Genomic DNA, 23,490 nt, shown 5'->3' on the forward strand with positions numbered 1-23,490 from the left:
GCTCCATCTTTATAATTTCCGCTCTTGCGATAGCAAGCGAAGATTTCACCAATAATTATATTTAAGAATTTGGTGAGCGCTACATCTGTCATCGCCTGCCTCACCTTTAGGAGACTTACCTACCACACCGTTAAAACAAAGAAAACATGGCTGATGGCATCCTTTCGGATAATCAATAGAAGATTTTATGTATATCCGCTTCTCTGCCAGCAAAGAAACAAAAGCAATATAGGATTTGGTAAACTCTAGCTACTTCTGTCTTCAGTCTCCCGTCTTCCTGCCAATTAAGCCAAGGCACTAAGGAGCCTGACATCATTGCGGATAATCATAAAAGATTTTGATACCTTCGCAATTCCTCTCTAATGCAGAAGCTCAATAGCTATTCATGGATAACTTCCTAGCTTTCACTCTTTCAGTTTTTACGGGTTTTTTCGCGATCATGAACCCGATCGCAAACGTGCCTATTTTCGCTTCACTGACGGATGATCTGGATAAGGCCACCAAAAGAAATATCAGCAAAAGGGCGACATTAACAGCTTTTGCGATTGTGGTGGTTTTCGTGGTTTTGGGAAAGTTTATTTTTGAGCTATTCGGGATCACCATTCCTGCATTCAAAATCACCGGTGGCATTCTGATTTTCTTCGTCGGTTTTGAAATGCTCCAATCCAAAAAATCCAGTGTCAAGCACATCAAGGAACCTGAGACGGATGAAAATATTGCGATATCGCCACTGGCTATTCCTATTCTTGCAGGCCCGGGCACGATAGTCACTGCGATGAACTTTGCCTCTCAGGGAGATTACATTAATATTTTAATAGTTATCGCAGTATTTGCCGTGCTGTGCCTAATGACCCACATTGCCTTTGAATTGGGAGACCAAATCGTGAAGAGATTAGGAAAAAATCTGATTGTGGTGATCGGAAAGATTATGGGATTGATCATTGCCATTATAGGCACCAACATGATTATATCAGGCATAAAAGCCGCCTTTTTTGAGTAAACCAATCTAGTGTGGATTAGCCAAAACCTATCAGGTTTACACCATCAATTTTTGATGAATTACCCGATTTGTGCGGATCCTATCGCAAAATCCAACAGGTTTATCGGGGTCTTTTTCACTTACTTCTTCCCCAGAATATAAAATAAGTCAAGGCCTTTTGCAGGATCATCCACTATTGGGTAATCTTCATGCGTAATATCCACTACGATTTTTCCCTGCTGCTCATGAAGTTTATTTCTGTTTCTACGATTTAGAATTTCATAAGGTATCCTCAGAATGGAGGCTGGCAGCTTGTGCTGCAGGTCAAAAATATCAAAGCGCATGATTTTCTGTACAGATTTCCTGTTGGCCTCATGATAAGCCCAGACCTTCCCGTTTCCCCCCACTCCTTTTGCTTCCACCGAATCAAAAATAGAAGAACACAAGTCAACCAACTGCTTGGGAGTGTATTCACGCTCATGCCAGGGATTTCTCGAAAGTGTGTGGTTGATATTCGGAGTAGAAATCACGGCTTTCCCGCCGGGTTTCAACACACGGTAGATTTCTTCCAAAAACAACCGGTCATTTGGGATATGTTCGATCACCTGAAAACTCACGACGGTGTCGAAAGAATTATCGGCTATTCCACTGAATGGGGGGATCACCGCCTGCTGAAACTCAACAGCCGGAAATCTTACTTTCAGCTCGTCGATAACTTCCTGAATCTTATCCAGCCCCAAATAACTTTCAGCCAAAGGCAAAAGTGTCTCCACTCCACGCCCTTCGCCACAACCTACTTCCAACAATTTGCCGGAAATCCAAGGCTGAGCTGCAATGTATGCTTTCAGTAAGCGTTGATGAATAGGATTGTCACTGACCAACTTGTCAGAGGCGATTTCCGTTGTATAGGTAGCCATACAAAAATTTACTATTTTGGCAAAAGTAAGGTTAATTTTGAAAAACCGAGATCAATACCCGATGAACTGTAAAACAAGCCGACTCCTGATTTTTTTGATCCTCTTTGCAGGCACTACATTACCCACCCTTGCTCAGAAAACCTTAAGTAGTCTAAATCAGACACTTCGCTATTCTAGATACTCTAGACTTTCACTTAAGATCATCCCGATCAAAGAATCTGACACAAAATTTACCCTCCAGTTTCAGGCTGAGAAAATCGAAGAAAGTCCGGAGTTCAATTCCTTTAGCTTTACCTATTCCATCCTGGGCAGCTATGAGGAGGAGATTTTGTCAGACAATACTACCATGCTTACCTCAGATGACCTAAAGTACGATACAGATAGGCATTGGGTGTTTGAGAAAACAATAGAAATACCGGGTAGTACCGAAACTTCTATCGCATTGTTTACAGTATTGGACACCAGACAGGGCGACGAATACTATTATTCTACCGATATCAAGAGCAGCTTTGTTTTCGATCAACCTAATTTCGGCACCTATTATGCGAATAACATAGCCTTCGATCAAAACTATCTTAATGTAGGAGAATCACTACTCTTTAAATCCAAGGGGGGACCAAATCTTCATAGCTTTTATTATCCTGCTACATTGGAGGTGCCCTACCCTCCCATGGAAATCAAGCCAGCTGCAGTACCCAGAGAATTACAGGTGGTCGATCAGGGAGATTTCCTGGAAGGTGTTCCTAAAGCATTTGACCAAATTGGATACTATTTCATCCAGAGTGACACGGCTGCCAGCTCAGGTCTTTTGCTAAAAACCACGCATGAAGCATTTCCTAAAGTGAAGGATTGGGAAGAAATGGTGAATATGGTTACTTACATTTCTACACGAAAAGAACATGAAAACCTCATGGCCGCTGAAGACAAAAAGAAAGCGTTGGATGCCTATTGGATCGGACTCACCAGAAATGAGGATGCTGCCAAAGAGCTCATTCGGGAATATTTTCGGCAGGTAGAGTTTGCCAACATTCTATTCACGGACTTCAAAGAAGGCTGGAAAACTGACAAGGGCATGGTCTATATAGTAATGGGACCTCCGGAAGAAGTCAACTTTTATTTGGATCGGGAAGTGTGGAGTTATGGCGGAACCAATGAGAGTTCAAGAATTCGCTTTACCTTTGGGCGGGTTAAAAACATACTTAGCCCAAACTATTACACCTTGAACCGTTCACGGGCTTATCAGCCGGTCTGGTTCAATAACATATCCATATGGAGAAGCGGAAAGATGGCTTTTTGATTGAAAAAGGCGAACACGAAAAAGATTATATTTTTGGTACCAGGGCGGTCATGGAATCTATCCATGCCGGCAAAGACATTGACAAGGTGTTGGTTCAGAAGGAAATCAACAATGACCTGATCAAGGAATTGATCAAGCTTTGCAAAGATGAAAAAATCCCCGTAGTTCGCGTCCCTGATGCAAAACTCAACAGAATCACGCGCAAAAATCATCAGGGCGTAGTAGCTCAGATGTCTTCCATAGAATACGCTTCTTTGGATCACGTCATAGAAAGCTGCTTCAACGTAGGCAAAGCACCGTTGATCCTTATTCTAGACAGAATCACCGATGTAAGAAACTTCGGCGCGATCGCCAGAACGGCAGAATGTGCAGGTGTAGATGCAATAGTAATCCCGGAAAAAGGAAGTGCACAGATCAATTCTGATGCTATCAAAACTTCTGTGGGAGCCTTAAATTTCCTTCCTGTGGTACGGGTGAGAAACCTTTTCTACACGTGTAGAGACCTGCAAAAATCCGGTTTGGTGCTGATAGCGATTACCGAAAAGACAGATAAAACCATGTACGACGCTGACTTTTCAGTTCCCGTGGCTATGGTGATGGGTTCGGAAGAAGACGGGATTTCCACCGAACTAATGGGGATCGTGGACGAAAAAGTCAAAATCCCAATGGCAGGAAGAATTGAAAGTCTGAATGTCTCTGTATCGGCGGGTGTAGCTATTTATGAAGCTATCAGACAGCGTAAGTAAATCCAAAAAGCACTAAGAAGGGGGAATTCTTTAAATAAAGTCTTCCCCTTTCTTTTTTGCATTTGACACAAATTCACGGAATTTTTTCTCAGCATCCAGTTTACAGATCAGAAGCACGTTGTCCGTCTCGTTCACCAGATAGTTATCCAAGCCCTGCACCACCACCAACTTATTATTACTTACTTTAATGTAGCTGTTTTCCGTGTCATAGAGAATTGCATTTGCCTCCACTACATTGTTGTTTTCATCCTTCTCTCTCATGTCATACAGACTATTCCAAGACCCCAGATCCGACCAGCCAAAATCACCCAGAATCACATAAACCTGACTCGATTTTTCCATGATTCCGTAATCAATCGAAATGTTTTTCATCTGGGCATAGGCACCGGCTACAAAATCAGCCTCTTCGTCTGTACCATAAACACCCTTCCCCTCTTCAAACAGTTCTGCCATATCCGGCATATGCTTTTCAAAAGCCCGCATCAGGCTCTTGGCTTTCCAGACGAACATTCCCGAATTCCAGACAAAATCCCCACTTTCCAAAAATGTCTTTGCCAATTTTGAATTTGGCTTTTCGATAAATGTCTTTACCCTAAACGCATGGGCATTCGGCTTCTCAATGTATTGAATATAACCGTAGCCAGTCTCGGGCCTATTTGGCTTAATCCCCAATGTAATCAATTTCCCCTCTTCAGCTGCTTCAATGGCTCTGTTAAGTGTGCGTGCAAATTTCTTTTCCTGTAAAATCAGATGATCTGCAGGAGTAACGATTACTACCGCATTCGGATCTTTGGAGTGAATACTATAAGTAGCATAAGCTATACAGGGAGCAGTGTTTTTCCGCATCGGTTCGGTAAGGATCTGATGATCCTTCAGTTCCGGGAGCTGTTCTTTGACCAGGGTCAGGTATTTTCGATACGTAATGACTACAAACTGCTCCGGCTCGGCAATTTCAGTGAATCGATCAAAAGTCATCTGTAAGAGCGAGCGTCCTGTACCCAGTATATCCAGAAATTGCTTGGGGCGTTTTCTACGACTATATGGCCAAAATCGAGAGCCGATACCTCCGGCCATTATTAGGATATAGGGTTTAGTGTGCATGCCAAAAATTAAACGATTCCTTCTTTCATCAATTCATGAATATGGACAAAACCGGCGATTTTATCCCCATTCATGGCCACAAGTTGAGTGATATTGTGATTTTTCATCATATTCAATGCACGAATGGCGTATTCTTGGGTAGAAATAGCCTTCGGATTTACACTCATAATGTCCGAAGCTTTAAGCGATTGAATATCAAGAGATTTCTGAAGCATTCTTCGTAAGTCTCCATCCGTAATAATTCCTTTCAGATTTCCACCGGTATCTACCACGGCTGTAGCCCCCAGTCTTTTGCCTGATATTTCCAGAATTACCTCAGCCAATCCGGCGTTTTCATCCACAACAGGAATCTCTCCCCCTCCCAACACATCTCCAACTCTCAGGTACAACTGCTTGCCCAATGATCCACCGGGATGATACTTGGCAAAATCCTCGGAAGTGAACCCCCTTGCTTCAAGTAGGCAAACCGCCAATGCATCGCCCAGTGCCAAATGCGCCGTAGTGCTTGTAGTGGGAGCCAAGTTATTGGGACATGCCTCCTCACTGATAGTAGCGTTCAACACATAATCTGAATGCTCTGCCAAAAAGCTGTTGGTATTGCTCACCAAGGCTACGAGTTTTGACCCTAATCTTTTGAGCAATGGAACCAGAACTTTAATTTCGGGCGTACTACCGCTTTTGGAAATGCAAATGACTATATCATCTTCCAATATCATCCCCAAATCCCCGTGTATAGCATCAGCCGCATGCATAAACAAAGCCGGTGTTCCCGTTGAATTTAGTGTAGCAACTATCTTGTTAGCTATGATCGCACTCTTTCCAACCCCGGTAATTACTACCCTGCCTTTGGAAATCAAAATATGCTCTACGCACGCTTCAAAATCACCATCTAAAAAATCTACAAGATTTAACACGGCCTGAGCCTCGTTTTGCAATACTCTTGTGGCTGTATTTCTAATATTTTTAGCTAAATTCAATTTTACCTGCGTTTATAACTAATTTTGAACCTGGGTATAAATGTAATAAATCATTCCTGTTTACAGGCTTTAGTTACCCTTTTAGCCCCTTAAAACAAGTGGAAGAAAAAGTAAAAGCAGAACTCAAAAAAATCTTTGGATTCAGTCAATTCCGGGGAAATCAGGAATTGATCGTTGACAACTTGCTTAATAAGCGAAATACGTTCGTCATAATGCCTACGGGCGCCGGCAAATCTTTATGTTATCAATTGCCTGCTGTAATCAAGGATGGTACTGCGATAGTCATCTCTCCGTTGATAGCTTTGATGAAAAATCAGGTGGATCAGTTACAGGCACTGGGAATCAATGCCCACTTCCTGAATTCGACCTTGAATAAATCAGAGGCTGCAAGAGTGAAAAGTGAAGTGCTCAAGAAGAAAACCAAACTTCTCTATGTAGCACCTGAATCTTTGACCAAGGAAGAGAATGTGGAATTTCTGAAGTCTGCAGAGCTTAGCTTTGTGGCGATTGATGAAGCGCACTGTATCTCAGAGTGGGGACATGATTTCCGCCCGGAATACAGAAGGATCAAATCAATAATAGCACAGATCGCTCCCAATCTGCCCATAATAGCATTGACAGCGACGGCCACGCCGAAAGTACAGCAGGACATTCAGCGTAATCTGCAGATGGAAGAAGCGGATTTGTTCAAATCTTCTTTCAACAGAACCAATCTTTTCTATGAGGTCCGCCCCAAAGTAAAGAATGAATCGAAGAAAGATCTGATCAAATTCATCAAGGGACACAAGGGAAAATCCGGAATCATCTATTGCCTCAGCCGCAAAAAAGTAGAAGAAATCGCACAGCTACTACGGGTAAATCAAATCAATGCCGCCCCATATCATGCAGGACTGGATTCTTCAGTTAGAATCAAGACTCAGGATGATTTTCTCAACGAAGAGCTGGATGTGATTGTAGCTACGATTGCATTTGGGATGGGAATAGACAAACCGGATGTCCGCTATGTGATCCATTACGATGTACCAAAATCCCTGGAAGGATATTATCAGGAAACCGGACGCGCAGGCCGTGATGGACTGGAAGGGCACTGCCTTATGTTCTACAGATACGAAGACATCGTAAAGCTGGACAAATTCAATAAGGACAAACCGGTCACTGAGCGGGAAAATGCCAAAATCCTTTTGCAGGAAATGGCAGCCTACTCAGAAACGGGCGTGTGCAGAAGGAAATTTATCCTGAATTACTTCGGGGAGACGATGAATGATGATTGTGGCTTTTGCGACAACTGCAAGCGGGCTCGCGAGACCTTCAAGGGAATGGATCTGGTAAGTACTGTACTGGAAGCGGCACAACAAACCAATCAACGCTTTGGACTTGATCATCTGGTGAAAGTCATCGTAGGCGAATCGACAGATTATGTATTGAGCTACTCCCATGACAAATTACCGGTGTTCGGAAAAGGCAAAAAATCCACAGAAAAGACGTGGATAAGTGTCATCCGTCAGGTGATGATCCTGAATATGCTCGAGAAAGACATCGAAAATTACGGAGTACTCAAATTAACGCCAAAAGGCAAAGATTTTCTAAACGCCCCGTTTGAACTTGAGCTCCATCATGATCACGATTTCGCCGCAGAAGTACAGACAGGGCAAGCTGAGATAGATATTAGTACAGGGATTTCTTATGACGAGAAGCTATTTGAACTGCTAAAATCAGAACGGAAAAAGGTAGCCCGATCAAAGGGACTTCCTCCTTATGTCATCTTTCAGGATCCTTCGTTGGAAGAAATGGCCACAGTTTATCCGACCACCCGGGAAGAGCTAGCGCAAATCATTGGCGTGGGTATGGGAAAAGTCGTTAAATTCGGGTCTTCATTCTTGAAATTAATAGCAAACTACGTAGAGGAGAATGAGATCGAGACCGCTTCCGATGTGGTAGTAAAATCATCAGGAATCAGATCCAAAGTAAAAATTTCAATAATCCAGCAGATCGACCGCAAGGTAGGCTTGGATGAGGTCGCAGAAAACCTCAACATGAGTATGAGTGAACTGCTCCATGAAATAGAGCAGATCATTTATAGCGGAACAAAACTAAATATAGATTACTACATAGAAAACATCATGGATGAAGACAGGGAGGATATGCTCCACGACTATTTCATGAATGCTACGAGTGATCAAATCAAAGCAGCGCTCGAAGAATTGGAAGATGAGGACTTTGCAGAAGATGAATTGCGGGTCTATCGAATCAAATTCATCTCTGAGCATGCTAATTAACTTGAACTGAGTCAATGAATATACTCTTATTAGGAAGCGGAGGCAGAGAACATGCTTTCGCCTGGAAAATCGTACAAAGTGCAAATTGTACCCATCTATACGTAGCTCCCGGCAATGCCGGCACAGAAGACATAGCTACCAATGTCAGCATCAGTATTACTGATTTTGAAGCCATACACGATTTTATCACCTCTAAAAACATCGATCTTGTAGTCGTAGGCCCTGAAGAGCCCTTAGTAAAAGGAATCGTCGATTTCCTTCAAGCCCAACCGGAAACCGCAACAATTCCTGTGGTAGGCCCTTCTCAGCTTGGTGCTACCTTAGAGGGAAGTAAAGACTTTTCCAAGCGATTTATGCAGCGGAACAATATCCCTACTGCAGCTTACGAGACCTTCACCGCAGATCAGCTGGATGTAGGACTGGCTTATCTGGACTCCCAAAGTCTCCCGATTGTATTAAAAGCAGATGGGCTAGCCGCGGGAAAAGGAGTACTTATTTGCTTGACTCTTGAGGAAGCCAAAACTTCTTTGAAAGAAATGCTTTTGGATCAGAAATTCGGCGAAGCCTCTTCCAAAGTGGTAATCGAAGAGTTTCTGACAGGAATAGAGCTTTCGGTTTTTGTAGCCACCGACGGGAAAAGCTATAAGATTTTGCCGGAAGCAAAAGACTATAAACGTATCGGAGAAGGAGACACAGGTCTGAATACAGGAGGGATGGGGGCTGTTAGCCCCGTTATTTTCGCAGATGCAGCCTTCATGGCCAAAGTAGAAGAAAAGGTAGTGAAGCCCACGGTAGAAGGTCTTGCCAAGGAAAACATTCCTTACAAGGGATTTTTATTCATTGGCCTGATGAATAAAGATGGGGAGCCGCAGGTAATTGAATACAACGTGCGAATGGGTGATCCTGAAACAGAAGCGGTGCTCCCCCGAATTGAAAGTGATTTCCTAGCGTTGCTTTACGGTATAGGTACAGAAACCCTGGATTCTTATGAACTGAAAATCTCACCTGATTATGCCACAACGGTGGTAATGGTCAGTGGCGGATATCCGGGCTCATATGAAAAAGGAAAAATCATTTCCTTACCGGATTCTGTAATCGGTGCTGAAATTTTCCATGCCGGAACAGGAAGAGACGAAAACGGAAAATTAGTCAACCAGGGAGGTCGGGTAATCGCCGTGACCGGCAAAGGTGGATCATTGCAAGAAGCGCTGAGCAATACCTTTACAGCTGTGAAAGAGATCAACTGGGATCAAGCGTACTACCGCAAGGATATCGGAATGGATATCCTGAACTTAATGTAATTAAACCCAAAAACTATCAGGGGCCTTGCTCCTGTCTATATATATTATGTCTGGATGTAGCACATGCTCGACCTCTTCGGGAGGTACCGGCGGTTGCCAAAGCAACGGCACTTGCGGCACGAGTGATTGTAATAAAATGAATGTCTTCGACTGGCTGTCTCACATGGGAATTCCCGAGGTGGACACCTTTGACATTGTGGAAGTGAAATTTAAAGGAGGGAGAAAAGACTATTATAGAAATGTTGATTTTCTTGCCTTAAATACCGGCGACCCCGTCGTAGTGGACGTTCCCAGCGGACACCACATAGGCTACGTGTCACTGCAAGGCGAACTCGTTCGTCTTCAAATGCAGAAAAGAAAAGTCAGAAATGACGATGAAATCCTGAGAATATACCGTGTAGCCAATCAAAAGGACATGGAAAAATGGGGAGAAGCTCAAAACAGAGAAATCCCTACCCTATACAGATGCCGTCAGATAGTAGATGAACTGGGACTTAAAATGAAGATGTCTGACATAGAATATCAGGCCGACAATTCCAAAGCTACATTCTATTATTCTGCGGATGACAGGATTGATTTCCGGGAACTGATCAAAGTACTTGCAGGAGAATTTAGAATCCGGGTGGAAATGCGCCAAATAAGCCTCCGCCAAGAAGCAGGAAGGCTTGGAGGAATCGGCGTTTGCGGGAGAGAATTGTGCTGTTCTACTTGGTTGGTTGATTTCAAAAACGTAAGTACTTCCGCAGCCAGGTACCAGAACCTTTCCCTAAATCCCGGCAAACTAAGCGGACAATGCGGTAGGCTGAAATGCTGTCTCAATTACGAATTGGACACTTACATGGATGCGATCAAAGATATTCCATCCATAGATCGCCCACTTCAAACTGAATCCGGTCCTGCCAAACTTCAGAAAACGGATATATTCCGAAAGCTGATGTGGTTCAGCTATAACAACGATAACGATTGGCACAGCATCACTTGCGAGCGGGTGAAGGAGATTCAGGCAATCAATGAAAAAGGCCAAAAAGTCTTCAATCTTCAGTACAATGAAGCTTCAGAAATTGAAGATTTGGCAGCCAAGTCAACGAGAGAATTGGAACTTTTGGACAAGAAATTTGCTACTTCGAATCCTAAGCGCAAGAAAAAGCCACGCCCTCAAAACAAAAATGGCGGTGGAAACAAAACTCCACAAGCATCCAACAAACCTGCACCAAAACAAAATCAACCTGAGGCTCAGCAAAATACTCCTCAAAATCAGAGACCTGCGGGAGAGCAACCGAAAAAACGTAGAAACAACAAAAACAGGAATAAACCACGGAATCCTGATGCAAATACCGGCCAGGCTCCTGCTCCGCAGAATCAACAGCCCAAAGCTCAGAATACTCCTCCCAAAAGGCAAAATATTCAGAAACCAAAGGGCAATGGCACTAATAACGGAAATGTAAATACAGGAGACACTCAACCGAAGCCTCAGGGGAAAAAGAAATTTCCCCCAAGAAAAAACGAAGGTCCCAATCCAAATAAACCCGGAAATGAGTAAGGTAAAGCACTGCCTATTCTTATTGCTGGTCCTCTTGGCGGGAGCATGTACAGAAGGAAGAATTTACGAGGATTTTCAAAGTCTCCCAAATCACAACTGGGGGATAAAAGATAGCCTTGTATTCGATCTGCAAGAGGTGAAATTGATCAATTCTCCCAATCTGGTAGCAATAAAATTTAATGAGAAATATCCTTTCTCCAATTGCTACCTTAGAATTATCAGTAAAGATTCATCCGGGGTGATTCTGGACAACAAATTGATAAATGTGACTTTGTTTGACCCTAAATCAGGCGAACCGCTTGGCAATGGGATTGGTGGTTCATACACGCGTTATGACACGCTGCCTTTCTTATTCGATACACAGACCAAACATGTCACCTTATTGCAGTATATGCGCCAAGATCAACTCCCAGGCATAGAAGCAGTGGGGATCAAGATTTTGAAGTAAACTTCAGATTGAATTAGGTTTTCCCGCAGATGTATGCTTAAAAATCACGCAGATTCCCTTAGATTTTGATTTCGATCATCTAAAAATATTCAAATATCATTTAAGAAGGTCTGAGTAAATCTGCGAAAGTTATCTGCGGAGATCTGCGGGAACTAAAATCACTATATCAACTTTTTCTGAAAACATAAACTATTCTCAATTCCGATATACTGTGCATAATTCGGGATGATGGAATAGCCTCTCTTTTTATATAATTCTACCGCCTCTACTTGTCGCTTGCCCGTTTCGAGCACGCAGCTTTTATATCCAAGCTCTGATGTCCAGCTTTCCAACTCCTTCAGCACACGGGAAGCCAGCCCCTTTCCCCTAGCCTCAGGTTTGGTAAACATCCGCTTCACTTCCATGGTATTCCCATCAAACTCTTTGATAGCTCCACACGCTACGGGAATCCCATTTTCTGAGCAAACTACCACATTTTTCAGCATATCGATGGTATTGAATTGATTGTAATACCCGTGGTCTTGCCCATCTTTTTCTGCCAGATAGGCATCCAGCAGCTTTACCAAGACAATAAAATCCGGATTGGAGGAATCGGTGCGAGAGAGTGTGATCATGCTAAGATGCAGAAAAGGTGAAATAGGTTTAGCTGACTATTTTTCATAAAATGGACATAAATTCTAAATTGAATAAGATTTGCTCTTAAAGAAATATGAAACTAAAATTTGAAGTCAATAAAGGTGATGTACACGAATTTTATAAATTCAATGGGTGGTATTCACCGGAAAAAGAAGATTTCAGATTTAAACAAAGAATTAATTTTGGATTCATCTCATTCCTTCTTCCATTCACTTCATTTATCTTCTCTGATCAAAGCTTTAATCATATTTTTCTAATAGGTTTAGTCTTTCTTGCTTTTGGTTTTTTCCTCACCAGACCATTGATGATTTTAGTAATCAAGAACAACGTCGAAAAATTTCTCAAAAACGAAAAGAATCAAGAGGTTATAGGTGAAAGGTCAATGACGTTTAATAAGGATAAGATTCAATGGTCTGGACTAAACTCTGAAGGAGAAGTTAGTATTAACGAAATTGATATGATTCTGGATGACCGGCATAACTACTACATTTACTCATCTAATTTATCAGCTTTAATTCTTCCGAAAAGAATTTTTAAACCTGAGTACTCTGCGAGGGAATTTGAAGATTGGTTAAATGAAACCAGATCTAATAGTAGTTCTATCAAACCATCTCGACGTTACGAGTAAGTTTGAATGCTTCACAACCCATACTTCTCTCCCATTCCTTTGATCAACTCATAGCCTTTCTCCGCCATATCCCAAGGCTCGGAGAAATTTCTCCACACTCCGATGGAATTGGCAAAAGCAGGATCGTTTCTCGTAAAACCTTCGATGGTCAACCAGCCTTTGTACTTCACTTCTGCCAAAGCTTTGAATGTCTCATCAAAGTTCACATGACCCGAGCCGGGAGTGCCCCGGTCATTTTCGGAAATATGAAAATGGCCAAGCTGTGGAGCGATAAACTTAATCGCATCACCCAGACTCTTCTCCTCGATATTCGCATGGTGTGTGTCAAACATCGCCTGCACATTCGGATGGTCTACTTTCTTCAGTAAATAAGAAAGCTGTTCCATGGTATTGCAGAGGTAGCACTCGAATCTGTTCAGCGCTTCGGGAGTCAACAACACTCCTGCCTGCAAGGCATAATCACCCATCCCATGCAGGTATTCAGCAGACCAATTGTATTCTTCCTCCATGGGTTCCCGGGCTGCAAACACAGTAAACCCGGAATGAAATGGGCCGCAAAGCACTTGCGCATTTAGATCCGCAGCACGGTCGATTACCCATTTGAGTTGCTCACCTGCCGCCTTACGTACTTTTGCATCAGAAGAAATCGGGTTCTGCTCAGCCCCCATCACCGTCACCGCAGTGACTTCAAGACCTATATCTGCACAGTGCTTGCCTACCAGCTTAAACGATTCCTCAGGTGAACCGCCGATAAAAAACTCCGCTCCGTCGTATCCGATCCTTTTCAACCGATCCAATACCGGCAGCAATGCTTCCGACATCTCCGCTGACCATGCCAGCACGTTAAATCCTATTTTGTTCATGAATTATTCTCCCTCTTGTTAACTCAAATTATTTTGAACTTCATTTTTCAATATTCGATGTTCATCATTCATTATTGAAAATATCGAAGTCCGAATGATGAATTTTGAATACTGAAATTGCTTACTTAAAATCACTCACTTTCATTCCTTTTCGAAAGCTGTCAAACCCAAACATCGTAGGCTCATATTCGCCCACAATATCCACATTCATATCAGCTGTCACCGACTCCGGCATATCAAGCAGCCAAAATGCAGCGTTTACGATCAAGCGTCGCATATCCTCCACCTGGAAGTCTATCGATGATCCCAATGTACTTCCCAGTACCTTGCCCGTTTTCCCGCCATCCAGCAAATAGTCCTTCGTCCAGGCAATAGGCATAATCGATTTGTCCCACATCAGCGGAGCCTCCGGAGTCATTCCGGCAGTAGATTGCCCATACAATAAAACATTTGCTTCAGCAGGCAAACTCTTGATCGAATACACATCTGTAGGTGCCCAGATGTCATCCACCCCCCGCAAGATCGGGTGATCTGCATCGCGGTTTCCTCCGTCTATCAAAGCTCGTGTTCCTTCGGATTTGTGGATACCGTGATGTGCGACCCAGGTTTCGCCTACGATCTGCTGACCAAATCCACCTTCCCAACCCGGAACCTCACTGTTCCAAGTCCATTTGGCAAAGGGTGAATTCTTGTCTTTGATCGAGAAGGGATGGGTGGATGTGCGAAGAGCAATGAAAGGCTTTCCTGATTTGAAATAATTGTCCAAATACTTCATCTGGTCTAAAGGCAAATCCCGAAAACGGATCAGCATGATGACCAAATCAGCATTTTCCAAAAACTCCAATCCCGGTATATTGTTTTGGTAGCTAGGGACAATATCGCCTGTTTCCGGCTCGATGGGGAACAACACTGTCGTATTAAAGCCATAATGCGTAGACAGAATTTTAGCCATCATAGGCATGGACTCTTCAGATCTGTATTCATCATCTCCAGAGATAAGCACTACATTCTTTCCCGCACCGGCACCGTCCTTACCTGCAAACTGCAAGAAGGTTTTTCCGTTTTGAGCTGAAACATAAGGGATTAAACCCATCACTATCACACTCAATAAAAGTGCAGACTTATTAAGGAAGTATCTATTCATGGTTATTAGAGTAAGAATTCGGAAAATAGTAAAACTTTTAAGTGTTTTCGTCCTGTAGGCAAATTTCTCTTTCGGTATCGATTCCGTTAATTCTTTCGCCATTCAGCAGAAAAATGAAATAACTAGCAGTAAAAAATCCCTACTTTATCATTCAAAATTCAATCGTACTCCCCAAATAATCTTATATTATGCAAAAGGACAGAAGAAACTTTCTCAAAACCGGCTCACTCGCCGCATTTGGACTTAGCGGGATTTCTATAATTCCCTCATCGGTTTTAGGCAAATCCATGGGACACATTGCTCCAAGCGATAAAGTGAACCTTGCGTGCTGTGGTATTGGAAACAGAGGTGCTCAGATCATCCACGCACTTTACGATACAGGTCTATGTAATATCGTAGCCCTTTGCGATGTGGACTTGGGAGCTCCGCATACTACAGAGATCTTGGAAAAGTTTCCTAATGCAAAGCGATTCCAAGACTTTAGAAAAATGTTCGATGAGTTTGGAAATGGATTTGAAGCTATCACCGTAGGAACGCCTGACTTCTCACACTTCCCTATCACTATGCTAGCAATGTCAGAAGGCAAGCATGTCTATACAGAAAAACCGATGGCGCGGACTTTCAATGAAGTATCTCTCATGATGGATTGTGCCAAAAGACATAATGTAGTCACACAGATGGGAAATCAGGGACACTCTGAAGCCAACTATTTCCAGTTCAAAGCATGGAAAGAAGCCGGTATCATCAAAGATGTGACTGCTGTGACCGCCCATATGAATAGCCCTAGAAGATGGCATGGCTGGGATGTAAATATGCAAAGCTTCCCTAAAGCAGAAGCAATTCCTTCCACATTGGAATGGAACTCCTGGTTAGCGGCAAGAAGTGAGCACGACTATAACAAAGATTTCATCAATGGGCAGTGGAGATGCTGGTATGATTTCGGGATGGGTGCTTTGGGAGACTGGGGCGCGCATACGATGGATACCGCTCATCGGTTTCTGGATTTAGGTCTGCCCTATGAGGTAGATCCGGTAATGCTGAAAGGTCACAATCCCTTTTTCTTTCCGATGTCCTCCACATTAGCTTTCAAATTCCCGGAAAGAGGTGACATGCCGGCTTGTACGTTGACATGGTACGACGGACTGGACAATCTTCCACCACTTCCGGAAGGCTATGGCGTATCAGAATTGGATGCAGATATACCTGCCGCGAGTACCGGACAGATCCAACCTGCAAAACTAAATCCCGGTAAGATTATTTATGGCAAAGACCTGACTTTCAAAGGTGGTTCTCACGGCAGTACACTTTCGATTGTAGGTGAGCAAAAAGCCAAGGATATGGCAAGTAAGCTTCCCGAAGTACCGGAAAGTCCATCCAATCACTTCGCAAATTTCTTAAAGGCTTGTAAAGGTGAAGAGGAAGCGCGCTCAGGATTTGAAATTACAGGACCACTAAGCCAGGTATTCTGCTTAGGCGTATTGGCCCAACAGCTAAATACAACCTTGAAATTCGACAGAGAGACACAACGTATCACCAATAATCCGTTGGCAAATCAATTGCTCGGTGGCGAAGTCCCAAGAAAAGGATGGGAGCAGTATTATACTCTGTAAGAAAACGCCAAGTTTGAAGTTAAGAGCTGAAATGGGAGACCGTTTCAGCTTTTTTATATTTAAACCACAAAGTCCACAAAGATTACACGAAGGAAATAGTTACTCTGATTCTACAGAAGCTGGAATTCAATATTTTCTTTTATGTGTATCCGCTTTATTTGGAGTTAATGATAGAAGTTCAAATTGGGCAATTCCCCCTTTCTAAAAGGGGGCGAGGGGGGATTTCCCCATGACTAACCGGTAATAATTCCAGTACGTGCATTCATGCGGATACACATACTCTCTTTAAATCAAAATGATTGTGGCGATTCAGGATTGTCGTAAATCGTGATTCTGAAATCTTAGTTTAAAACTTAGGGCATGGGAGCAAAGTATCCCTTCTTTGTGGCTGCCCCTGCTGGTTGTTTGGCAAAGTCCAAGACAAACTCAATTCATGCGCTCCACCGGATTGAATACCCAACTGTGAAACGGTGTAGTCAAAACTATAGCCTACATTTAGACCACTGAGCAGATTGAGCCCCACCATCATGACAATCGCATCACGGTTACTTTGTTCCTCCACTTTTTTGTAAGGAAGTCCTCTATACCAAAGTCCAAAAACGATTGGCTCCGCATAAAAATAAGCCCCTACATCTAGCTGCTCAAAAGGTCCCTGCTTTTTATAGTTGACGGTAGGTGTCAAATAATACTGCTTACGTTGATGGGTAAAATCCTGTCTCATAGCACCCTCACCTAAGGAAATCCTATATCCCGCATGCGCAGAAAATTTCGTAGGCAAAGGGCTGTCTCCATCGATAAAAGACTGATTTGGCTGATTCACATGATGTGCCGATCCCCCTATCCAAAAATCCTTTGTGAAAAGCAATCCTCCAAAGGATAGCGAAAGCATATTTACAGGATCTCCCAAACCCGGGATGTCCGAGCCCGGGAAAATTGGCCCAAATGGATCATTCGGATTGATTTGATTTGCAAAAATCAGATTTTCATAAAAACCAATCTCTCTACGAATATAACTTGCCTGGAATCCGGGACGGAAATAAACATTCTTCCCAAGCTTCAACTCGTAGGAATAGATACCCGAAATAGTGGTGGAACGAAGCTTGGAGGCACCCTCTGTATCCTGCATAAGCATAATACCTATCCCTGAATTGTAATCATTCAGATAGGTATCGTAATACGCAGAAAAAGTAGTGAACTGTGCTTCAATACTCGGCCATTGATTTCTGTAATTAAAACCAACTCTTCCGGTCAACTCAGATCCTGCAAAAGCCGGATTTAAGTAAAGAGGTGCCGCATAATATTGGCTATATTGCGGATCCTGTGCATAAGCATTGGAACCATAAAATAGTCCAACCACGCAAAGAAAAACAACGTAAACCAGAGACCGTAGCAAGTATTTGTTCGTTAATTTTGAATATTCAGTAGCTTCTTAACGGTATAGATCGTATGTGGTTTAAGAAGCGGTTCGAAAATTATGAAAAGCAGCCCTAATTCCATAAGGTTAACCTACATTTTTACAATTACCCTACTATTTACAACATTTGTATTTAATTCTTCTGTCTATTCCCAAGGATTTAATGATAACGAATGGATTTTCGGAGCTTGTGAGTCTGGAGAAAGTAATTATTTGTCCTTTGGAAAAGGAAATACGGCGAATGTTCAAACATTGCCTTCCAACGTTCTATTAGGCAAGCATAACAGCGCAATAGCAGTTGACCCCATCACCGGACAGCCGTTTTTCCAGACGAACGGTGTACTTGTATACGATAACAGACCGGAAACAATACAAGGCCTAGCCCCCGGCTTGAATGGAAATATAGATGGAATCCAACAAGTGGCGACGGGATTCTTGGAATATGATCCGGATGGCAACAAACTCTTTTATATTTTCTACCTATCTCCCGGTGGTGCACTACAGTATGCGGTAGTAGACATGAATGCCCCGGGGCAAGCCACCGGCAACGAAAGACCACTGGGAGAGATTACTTCTAAAGACAATGTAATTGGCAATGGAAGTGGAGCACTGTTGGTAGTAAAAAGCCCGGCATCCCCCTCCTACTTAATCAGCTTTGCCAATGGTAACTTAATAGCAAGAAGTCTGGATCCGGGAGAGGGGAATTTCTCTACTACGGATAATCAAGCAATTTCTTCCACCCCAAAGAAGATTGTCTTCAATGAGGACAGAAATCAACTGATCATCATCCCGGAGTCCGGCAATGCCCCAATTTTAGTTTTGGATTTTGATACAAGCGGAGGGACATTCGGTACACCCACTCCTATCCCCCAATCTTCCGGAGCGGGGAATTATGGAGGAGCAGCATTTTCTCCGGATGAAAATTTCATTTATTATTCCCGTGGCAATCAGCTTTATCGGGTTCCTTCCAATGACCTGTCTGCTACCCCGGAGTTAATCCCAATCGAGGGTCCGGGAACACCACCCGCTGATCTTTTTGCCATCCATGACATTAAAGTCGGGCCGGATGGAAGCATCTATTACCTCTACGAAGAGGTAGCCGGTGGACCACAGCTGATGGGCAAGGTCACCAATCCGGATGAAGAAGAATTGGATTTGATAGAAGTGGACGAAGATCCATTTGGAGGAACTGACTTTTGTGGAACGGTATTTCCCACCTTTGCCCCAAATGCGGATATAGACCCTACGGTCGATTTCACCTGGTCTCCCGAAGAACCATGTGCCAACAATCCTGTTCAGCTCACTTCTGTACTGACCCCGGAGAATTACCGCCCGGTAAGCTTTGCCTGGGAATTCAGCCCGGCACTTACAGATGAAGATGGAAACCCCTTAGATACAGATTATTCGCAGGAGCATTTTTTAGTTCCGGGCGACGCAGCCTCAGGCCAGAGCTTAGCCGTGACACTTACGGTTACCTTTGCAGATGGGGAGACTAAGACTGTCAACAAAACCATCCCCCTAGCTGAAAATAATCTGGAAGCCAATTTTTCCCCTCAAGACACTACACTTTGTGAGAGTTGTTTTGATATAGCTCCATTACTCACTGCCCAAAATCAGGGAGGAGACGGTGAAGGTGGAGCCCCGGGTGGAGGAGGCGGTGGCGGTGGTGCAGGAGGTGATGATAATTACGAGTACTTCTGGTCCAATAAGCGGGATGAAGGCTGGGGGCCAAAAGGGACTAACCAGGTCTGCAGCCCTGGACTATACTGGGCCTTGGTCCGTGAGCCGGGCTCTTCTTGCTATGCCTATGCTGAGATCCGTGTGAAGATGTGGGACGTGGATGATCAGACGAATAACATTTGGTACTTTGGTGATGGGGCGGGGCTGGACTTCAATCCCGACCCAAATGATCCCGATGCCCCTACCCCACGACCGATAGCTTCCCGCCACCCTCGAAACATCCCTGCCGGGACTACTACCATTTCTGATCAGACTGGTCAGGTGCTTTTCTATACCGATGGCCAATCTGTCTGGGATCTGAACGGTGACTTAATGGAGAACGGTGAGGATATTGGTGGGGAGAACTCAAGCAGTCAAAGTGTGCTTGCGGTCCCTGTGCCTCAGGAAGAAACGCTCTTTTACCTATTCACTACCCAAACTTCGGCTAACCGTCAAAACGAAGCCAGCTATTCCTTAGTAGATATCAAGTCCGAAAACCCAACCGGGGTGGGCAATGTAGTCACTAAAGACAATTTCCTCTTCAGCCCATCTACAGAACATACCGCAGGATTGGATGCCGGCGATACCACCTGGGTAATGTATCATGAACTGGGAAACAATACATTCCGTGCCTATCCTGTGTCTGCAAATGGTATCGGTCAGCCCGTATTCAGCTCAGTAGGTAGCAGCCATGGATTCAATTCCGGCGTGGGCGCGATGAAATTCAATTCGGATGGAGATCAATTGGCCGTCACCATCTCCGAAGGAGGATGCAACAAAGTTGAGATCTTTGATTTTGACAGCGATACCGGAGAGATGAGTGAATATGCCCGTATTGACTTAGGCTGCGATGGAGATGTGTATGGGATGGAATTCTCGGATGATGGAGAACGGATTTTGGTTTCCTATAGAAATGGAGGACCCGGAATCGAAGAATTCATCATCAAAGCCACCGATAGCGACGATCCTGATGCGGCTGTATGTCCTTCCTGCTTTGAAGGATCAAGCAGCAGGTCAGAGATTGAAAGCTGTATCATCAGCACAAAAAATCAAGTAAGTCAAACATCCGGGCTCAACTTGGGGGCATTACAAATTGGACCAAATGGAGAGATCTATGCAGCTGTGGTGGGAGACAATAGAATTGGCCAGATTAATGTAGGATCCGGTTGTAATTCTGAAAGCACCTTCACCCAAGATGGCGTACAGCCAATGCCTGGCACATCCAATCTGGGGCTGCCATCCTTTGTTCAGAACTCGGGAAGCTCCATACCTGAACCTAGCCTGTCTGCTCCTGTACGGATCTGTTTGGATGAAAACACAAGCGGTGCCTTGCTGGAAGGCGGAGGGGAACCGGATATAGACAGCTATTTCTGGACCATTACCAATCAGGATGACGGAACGGTAATAAGAAATAATTACGGTGGTCCGGGCGAGGAATTCCAGAATCTGGATCAGGTTTTCAATAGCCCGGGCACTTACACTGTCGAACTTCGGGTTGACCGCTGTGCCGATATCGAATACTTCAGGGAAAGCACAGAAATCTTGGTAGAAGCGCCGCCGGAATTGACTTTGGCAGATGACGCTACAATATGTGCAGGAGAACCTGTCACACTGACTGCGATAGATGGGTACGACCCTGCTGACGGGTTGTATGATTTCGAATGGACCAATGCCGCGGGGCAAGTCTTTGGCGACGTGAACTCAAATGAGATCACAGTTGATGAACAAAGTATCTACACGGTCAGGGTAAGCTATCGGATCCCGGAAGGTCTATCGGAAGATGAAGCGGAACTTTACCAAACATGCCCCGCTACAGCAGAAATCTTTGTGGGACCTGCCTTTGAGTTTGACCTTACTCAGACAGCCGAGGAAGTGTGCTATGAAGAAACTTCAGTAATTTTCGCGCCTGACACGCCGATTGCCGGGGAGTGGTTTTATGAACTGAATGGCAATCCGGATAGAGTAGCTCTTGGCGAATTCTTTGAATTGGAGCTTTGGATTAATGAGTTGCCCGGTCCCGGGCAATATGAAATTATCTTTGTTACGGAAGATCCGATTTTGGATGGCTGTGTAGTGGAAAAAAGATTGGATTTATTGGTCAATGAATTGCCTCTTTTCACAGTTCAAAGTAATCCTGCAGAAGATTGTGCAACTGCTGATGGGTCTTTTGAAATCACGATGCAAGCACCCGCCAGCCTTGTCAGGGTACTGGACGAAGGGATAACCTTTACAAATGTGAATCAAGGGGATGTGCTGACTGTCCCGGATTTACTTCCCGGTCTATACGTAATCGAAGCAGAAAATAGCACAGGTTGTTTCTATACGGCAACAGCAACAGTGGAAAACAACAATCCTCCGGCCGGATTCGAATACACAGTCACTACTTCTGATGAGGTATGCGGTCCTTTTGGAGTAGAGGATGGTTTGATTACTATCAACTTCACCACTGCTCCTCCATCAGGAACTTATTATAAAGTGGTAAGACAAGGAGATGGACTGACTATAGAAAACCCATTTCCAACTACAAATCAGGTTGACATCGACGTACCTCATGGAGAATACACAGTAGAAGTCACGGATCCAAACGGCTGTGCCATTCCTGATCCTTTGACCTATACCGTTGCTCAGAAATTCGAAGTAGTATTTTCTGTCCCTTCGAATTTAACAGCTTGCGGGAACTTCACTTTCGCACCTACTTCCCCAGATGAATTGAACTATACGATGACCAGTTCTAACGGAACCGTCATTACTCCGGATGCTGATGGGGAATTCACCATCACTGAATCTGACACCTATACGGTAAGAGGAATGGATCCAACCGGTGAAAATTGCCCGAAAGAAGTGACTATTGTAGCGAATATCACACCGTCAATAGATTTTGATGTCTCTCAACCGATCGTGGACTGTCAGGCAGGAATTCAATATGAAGCAATTCTCAACAACGTGGATCCCGCTGATGTGCTCTTCCTCTGGAAAAATGAACAGGGTATAATCGTGGGAAGAAGACAAACTTTTGTACCTAGCATAGCAGGAGATTATACGCTTGAAGTGCAGCCTCTGGCAGGGGGACTATGCCCCTTGGACAAAAAGGAATTTACGGCTGAAATCATTTCGGAGCGGGTGGATGCCAGATTGGATATCGTGCCATTTTGTATAGATCAAACGAGCACGACTATTACAGTAAATGCAGATTTAACCAACGTAACAGATTTCGAATGGTATTCTGTGGTAAACAACACCCGAACAAGAATCCCCGCTTTCAACGGGCTACCTATTATCGAAGTATCGGAGGAGGGGACTTTCGAAGTATTGCTGAGAAGTAGTGTAGGCTGTGATCTTGGCCGAGCCAGCGGAGTGGTGATAAAATCCACCATAATCCCTCCAGTAGTACCTGAAGGGTTCACTATCTGTGCTATCGAAGGAGTTACCCAGTCCATTGAGCCCGGTATCTACGATAATTATTCGTGGAAATTGAACGGTGTGGAAGTTTCGCAGGATCCCGTGTTTACTCCTACTGAAGGAGGTATTTATGAACTTACCGTTTCGGATAATCTTGGCTGTGAATATATTTCAATCATTGATGTGGTAGAAGATTGTGCATTGAAAATAGTCTTCCCGAATGGTATGGTATTAAATGATCCCAACAGGAATTTTATCCTCTACGCAAACGAATACATAGATGATGTGGAAGTCTATATTTACAACCGCTGGGGTGAGCTGATCTTCTATTGCACGCATGAAAACATTGAGCCCAATCAAGCTTTCTGCCCGTGGGATGGTCAAGTAAGGGGAGAATTTGTCCCAAATGGAACATATGCGGTCGTGGTGAAGTTTACCAGTCAAAACCAAAACAAAAGAGAGAAATTAATCAAATCGATTACGGTAATTCAATAG

The 23,490-nt window shown here is 43.8% G+C and carries 17 protein-coding genes; 10 read left to right on the forward strand and 7 right to left on the reverse strand.

Annotation, left to right across the window (positions count from 1 at the left end; genetic code table 11):
* The first annotated feature begins 385 nt into the window (after nt 1-385).
* Complete coding sequence (locus tag J2X69_RS07350) at nt 386-1,000, forward strand: MarC family protein (protein ID WP_310100811.1); 615 nt, start codon at nt 386-388, stop codon at nt 998-1,000.
* A 119-nt stretch (nt 1,001-1,119) separates the two neighbouring features.
* Here J2X69_RS07350 and J2X69_RS07355 read toward each other — a convergent pair whose 3' ends face one another.
* Nucleotides 1,120-1,896, reverse strand: coding sequence for a methyltransferase domain-containing protein (locus J2X69_RS07355; protein WP_310100813.1), 777 nt, complete (start codon nt 1,894-1,896; stop codon nt 1,120-1,122).
* A gap of 61 nt (nt 1,897-1,957) precedes the next feature.
* Between J2X69_RS07355 and J2X69_RS07360 the strand changes: the two genes are divergently transcribed.
* Entirely contained in the window at nt 1,958-3,193 is a 1,236-nt protein-coding gene (locus tag J2X69_RS07360) for a GWxTD domain-containing protein (protein WP_310100815.1), read from the forward strand.
* Complete coding sequence (rlmB, locus tag J2X69_RS07365) at nt 3,166-3,939, forward strand: 23S rRNA (guanosine(2251)-2'-O)-methyltransferase RlmB (protein ID WP_310100817.1); 774 nt, start codon at nt 3,166-3,168, stop codon at nt 3,937-3,939. The genes J2X69_RS07360 and rlmB overlap by 28 nt, the downstream gene beginning before the upstream one ends.
* A 30-nt stretch (nt 3,940-3,969) precedes the next feature.
* Here the strand turns inward: rlmB and J2X69_RS07370 are convergent, their stop codons facing one another.
* Nucleotides 3,970-5,040 carry a mannose-1-phosphate guanylyltransferase gene (locus J2X69_RS07370; protein ID WP_310100819.1) on the reverse strand — a complete coding sequence of 357 codons (1,071 nt, stop codon included), beginning with the start codon at nt 5,038-5,040 and terminating at the stop codon, nt 3,970-3,972.
* Between the two features lie 8 nt (nt 5,041-5,048).
* Nucleotides 5,049-6,017, reverse strand: coding sequence for a KpsF/GutQ family sugar-phosphate isomerase (locus J2X69_RS07375; protein WP_310100821.1), 969 nt, complete (start codon nt 6,015-6,017; stop codon nt 5,049-5,051).
* A gap of 98 nt (nt 6,018-6,115) precedes the next feature.
* On the opposite strand from J2X69_RS07375, the gene recQ reads away from it, so the two are divergent.
* From recQ to J2X69_RS07395, 4 genes are all read left to right on the forward strand, one after another.
* Nucleotides 6,116-8,293 (forward strand): DNA helicase RecQ, encoded by a 2,178-nt coding sequence (gene recQ, locus J2X69_RS07380; RefSeq protein WP_310100823.1) that lies wholly within the window; start codon nt 6,116-6,118, stop codon nt 8,291-8,293.
* Nucleotides 8,294-8,307: 14 nt separating this feature from the next.
* On the forward strand, nt 8,308-9,594 hold the full coding sequence (purD, locus tag J2X69_RS07385; RefSeq protein WP_310100825.1) for a phosphoribosylamine--glycine ligase: 1,287 nt from the start codon (nt 8,308-8,310) through the stop codon (nt 9,592-9,594).
* 136 nt (nt 9,595-9,730) lie between these two features.
* Nucleotides 9,731-11,134 carry a regulatory iron-sulfur-containing complex subunit RicT gene (gene ricT, locus J2X69_RS07390; protein ID WP_310100827.1) on the forward strand — a complete coding sequence of 468 codons (1,404 nt, stop codon included), beginning with the start codon at nt 9,731-9,733 and terminating at the stop codon, nt 11,132-11,134.
* The gene (locus tag J2X69_RS07395) at nt 11,127-11,582 is read left to right on the forward strand and encodes a gliding motility lipoprotein GldH (protein WP_310100830.1); all 456 of its coding nucleotides are present in this window, start codon (nt 11,127-11,129) and stop codon (nt 11,580-11,582) included. The genes ricT and J2X69_RS07395 overlap by 8 nt, the downstream gene beginning before the upstream one ends.
* 161 nt (nt 11,583-11,743) lie before the next feature.
* Here J2X69_RS07395 and J2X69_RS07400 read toward each other — a convergent pair whose 3' ends face one another.
* A complete protein-coding gene (locus tag J2X69_RS07400) occupies nt 11,744-12,196 on the reverse strand; it encodes a GNAT family N-acetyltransferase (RefSeq protein ID WP_310100833.1) in 453 nt (150 codons plus the stop codon).
* Nucleotides 12,197-12,291: 95 nt separating this feature from the next.
* On the opposite strand from J2X69_RS07400, the gene J2X69_RS07405 reads away from it, so the two are divergent.
* Complete coding sequence (locus J2X69_RS07405; RefSeq protein WP_310100836.1) at nt 12,292-12,846, forward strand: YcxB family protein; 555 nt, start codon at nt 12,292-12,294, stop codon at nt 12,844-12,846.
* 11 nt (nt 12,847-12,857) lie between these two features.
* Here the strand turns inward: J2X69_RS07405 and J2X69_RS07410 are convergent, their stop codons facing one another.
* Nucleotides 12,858-13,709 (reverse strand): sugar phosphate isomerase/epimerase family protein, encoded by an 852-nt coding sequence (locus tag J2X69_RS07410; RefSeq protein WP_310100839.1) that lies wholly within the window; start codon nt 13,707-13,709, stop codon nt 12,858-12,860.
* Between the two features lie 121 nt (nt 13,710-13,830).
* Complete coding sequence (locus J2X69_RS07415) at nt 13,831-14,853, reverse strand: ThuA domain-containing protein (RefSeq protein WP_310100842.1); 1,023 nt, start codon at nt 14,851-14,853, stop codon at nt 13,831-13,833.
* A gap of 188 nt (nt 14,854-15,041) precedes the next feature.
* Between J2X69_RS07415 and J2X69_RS07420 the strand changes: the two genes are divergently transcribed.
* Nucleotides 15,042-16,463 carry a Gfo/Idh/MocA family oxidoreductase gene (locus J2X69_RS07420; protein ID WP_310100844.1) on the forward strand — a complete coding sequence of 474 codons (1,422 nt, stop codon included), beginning with the start codon at nt 15,042-15,044 and terminating at the stop codon, nt 16,461-16,463.
* Between the two features lie 346 nt (nt 16,464-16,809).
* Here the strand turns inward: J2X69_RS07420 and J2X69_RS07425 are convergent, their stop codons facing one another.
* Nucleotides 16,810-17,856, reverse strand: a complete 1,047-nt coding sequence (locus J2X69_RS07425; protein WP_310100847.1) for a type IX secretion system membrane protein PorP/SprF — start codon at nt 17,854-17,856, stop codon at nt 16,810-16,812.
* Between the two features lie 81 nt (nt 17,857-17,937).
* On the opposite strand from J2X69_RS07425, the gene J2X69_RS07430 reads away from it, so the two are divergent.
* Nucleotides 17,938-23,490, forward strand: a complete 5,553-nt coding sequence (locus J2X69_RS07430) for a gliding motility-associated C-terminal domain-containing protein (RefSeq protein ID WP_310100851.1) — start codon at nt 17,938-17,940, stop codon at nt 23,488-23,490.

The organism is Algoriphagus sp. 4150, assembly GCF_031457395.1.
Lineage (GTDB): Bacteria > Bacteroidota > Bacteroidia > Cytophagales > Cyclobacteriaceae > Algoriphagus.

What these genes read in the sequence shown, in the direction of transcription:
- J2X69_RS07350 (WP_310100811.1), top strand. Translation starts at nt 386, where the DNA reads ATGGATAACTTCCTAGCTTTCACTCTTTCAGTTTTTACGGGTTTTTTC.
- J2X69_RS07355 (WP_310100813.1), bottom strand. Translation starts at nt 1,896, where the DNA reads ATGGCTACCTATACAACGGAAATCGCCTCTGACAAGTTGGTCAGTGAC.
- J2X69_RS07360 (WP_310100815.1), top strand. Translation starts at nt 1,958, where the DNA reads ATGAACTGTAAAACAAGCCGACTCCTGATTTTTTTGATCCTCTTTGCA.
- rlmB (WP_310100817.1), top strand. Translation starts at nt 3,166, where the DNA reads ATGGAGAAGCGGAAAGATGGCTTTTTGATTGAAAAAGGCGAACACGAA.
- J2X69_RS07370 (WP_310100819.1), bottom strand. Translation starts at nt 5,040, where the DNA reads ATGCACACTAAACCCTATATCCTAATAATGGCCGGAGGTATCGGCTCT.
- purD (WP_310100825.1), top strand. Translation starts at nt 8,308, where the DNA reads ATGAATATACTCTTATTAGGAAGCGGAGGCAGAGAACATGCTTTCGCC.
- ricT (WP_310100827.1), top strand. Translation starts at nt 9,731, where the DNA reads ATGAATGTCTTCGACTGGCTGTCTCACATGGGAATTCCCGAGGTGGAC.
- J2X69_RS07395 (WP_310100830.1), top strand. Translation starts at nt 11,127, where the DNA reads ATGAGTAAGGTAAAGCACTGCCTATTCTTATTGCTGGTCCTCTTGGCG.
- J2X69_RS07400 (WP_310100833.1), bottom strand. Translation starts at nt 12,196, where the DNA reads ATGATCACACTCTCTCGCACCGATTCCTCCAATCCGGATTTTATTGTC.
- J2X69_RS07405 (WP_310100836.1), top strand. Translation starts at nt 12,292, where the DNA reads ATGAAACTAAAATTTGAAGTCAATAAAGGTGATGTACACGAATTTTAT.
- J2X69_RS07410 (WP_310100839.1), bottom strand. Translation starts at nt 13,709, where the DNA reads ATGAACAAAATAGGATTTAACGTGCTGGCATGGTCAGCGGAGATGTCG.
- J2X69_RS07415 (WP_310100842.1), bottom strand. Translation starts at nt 14,853, where the DNA reads ATGAATAGATACTTCCTTAATAAGTCTGCACTTTTATTGAGTGTGATA.
- J2X69_RS07420 (WP_310100844.1), top strand. Translation starts at nt 15,042, where the DNA reads ATGCAAAAGGACAGAAGAAACTTTCTCAAAACCGGCTCACTCGCCGCA.
- J2X69_RS07430 (WP_310100851.1), top strand. Translation starts at nt 17,938, where the DNA reads ATGAAAAGCAGCCCTAATTCCATAAGGTTAACCTACATTTTTACAATT.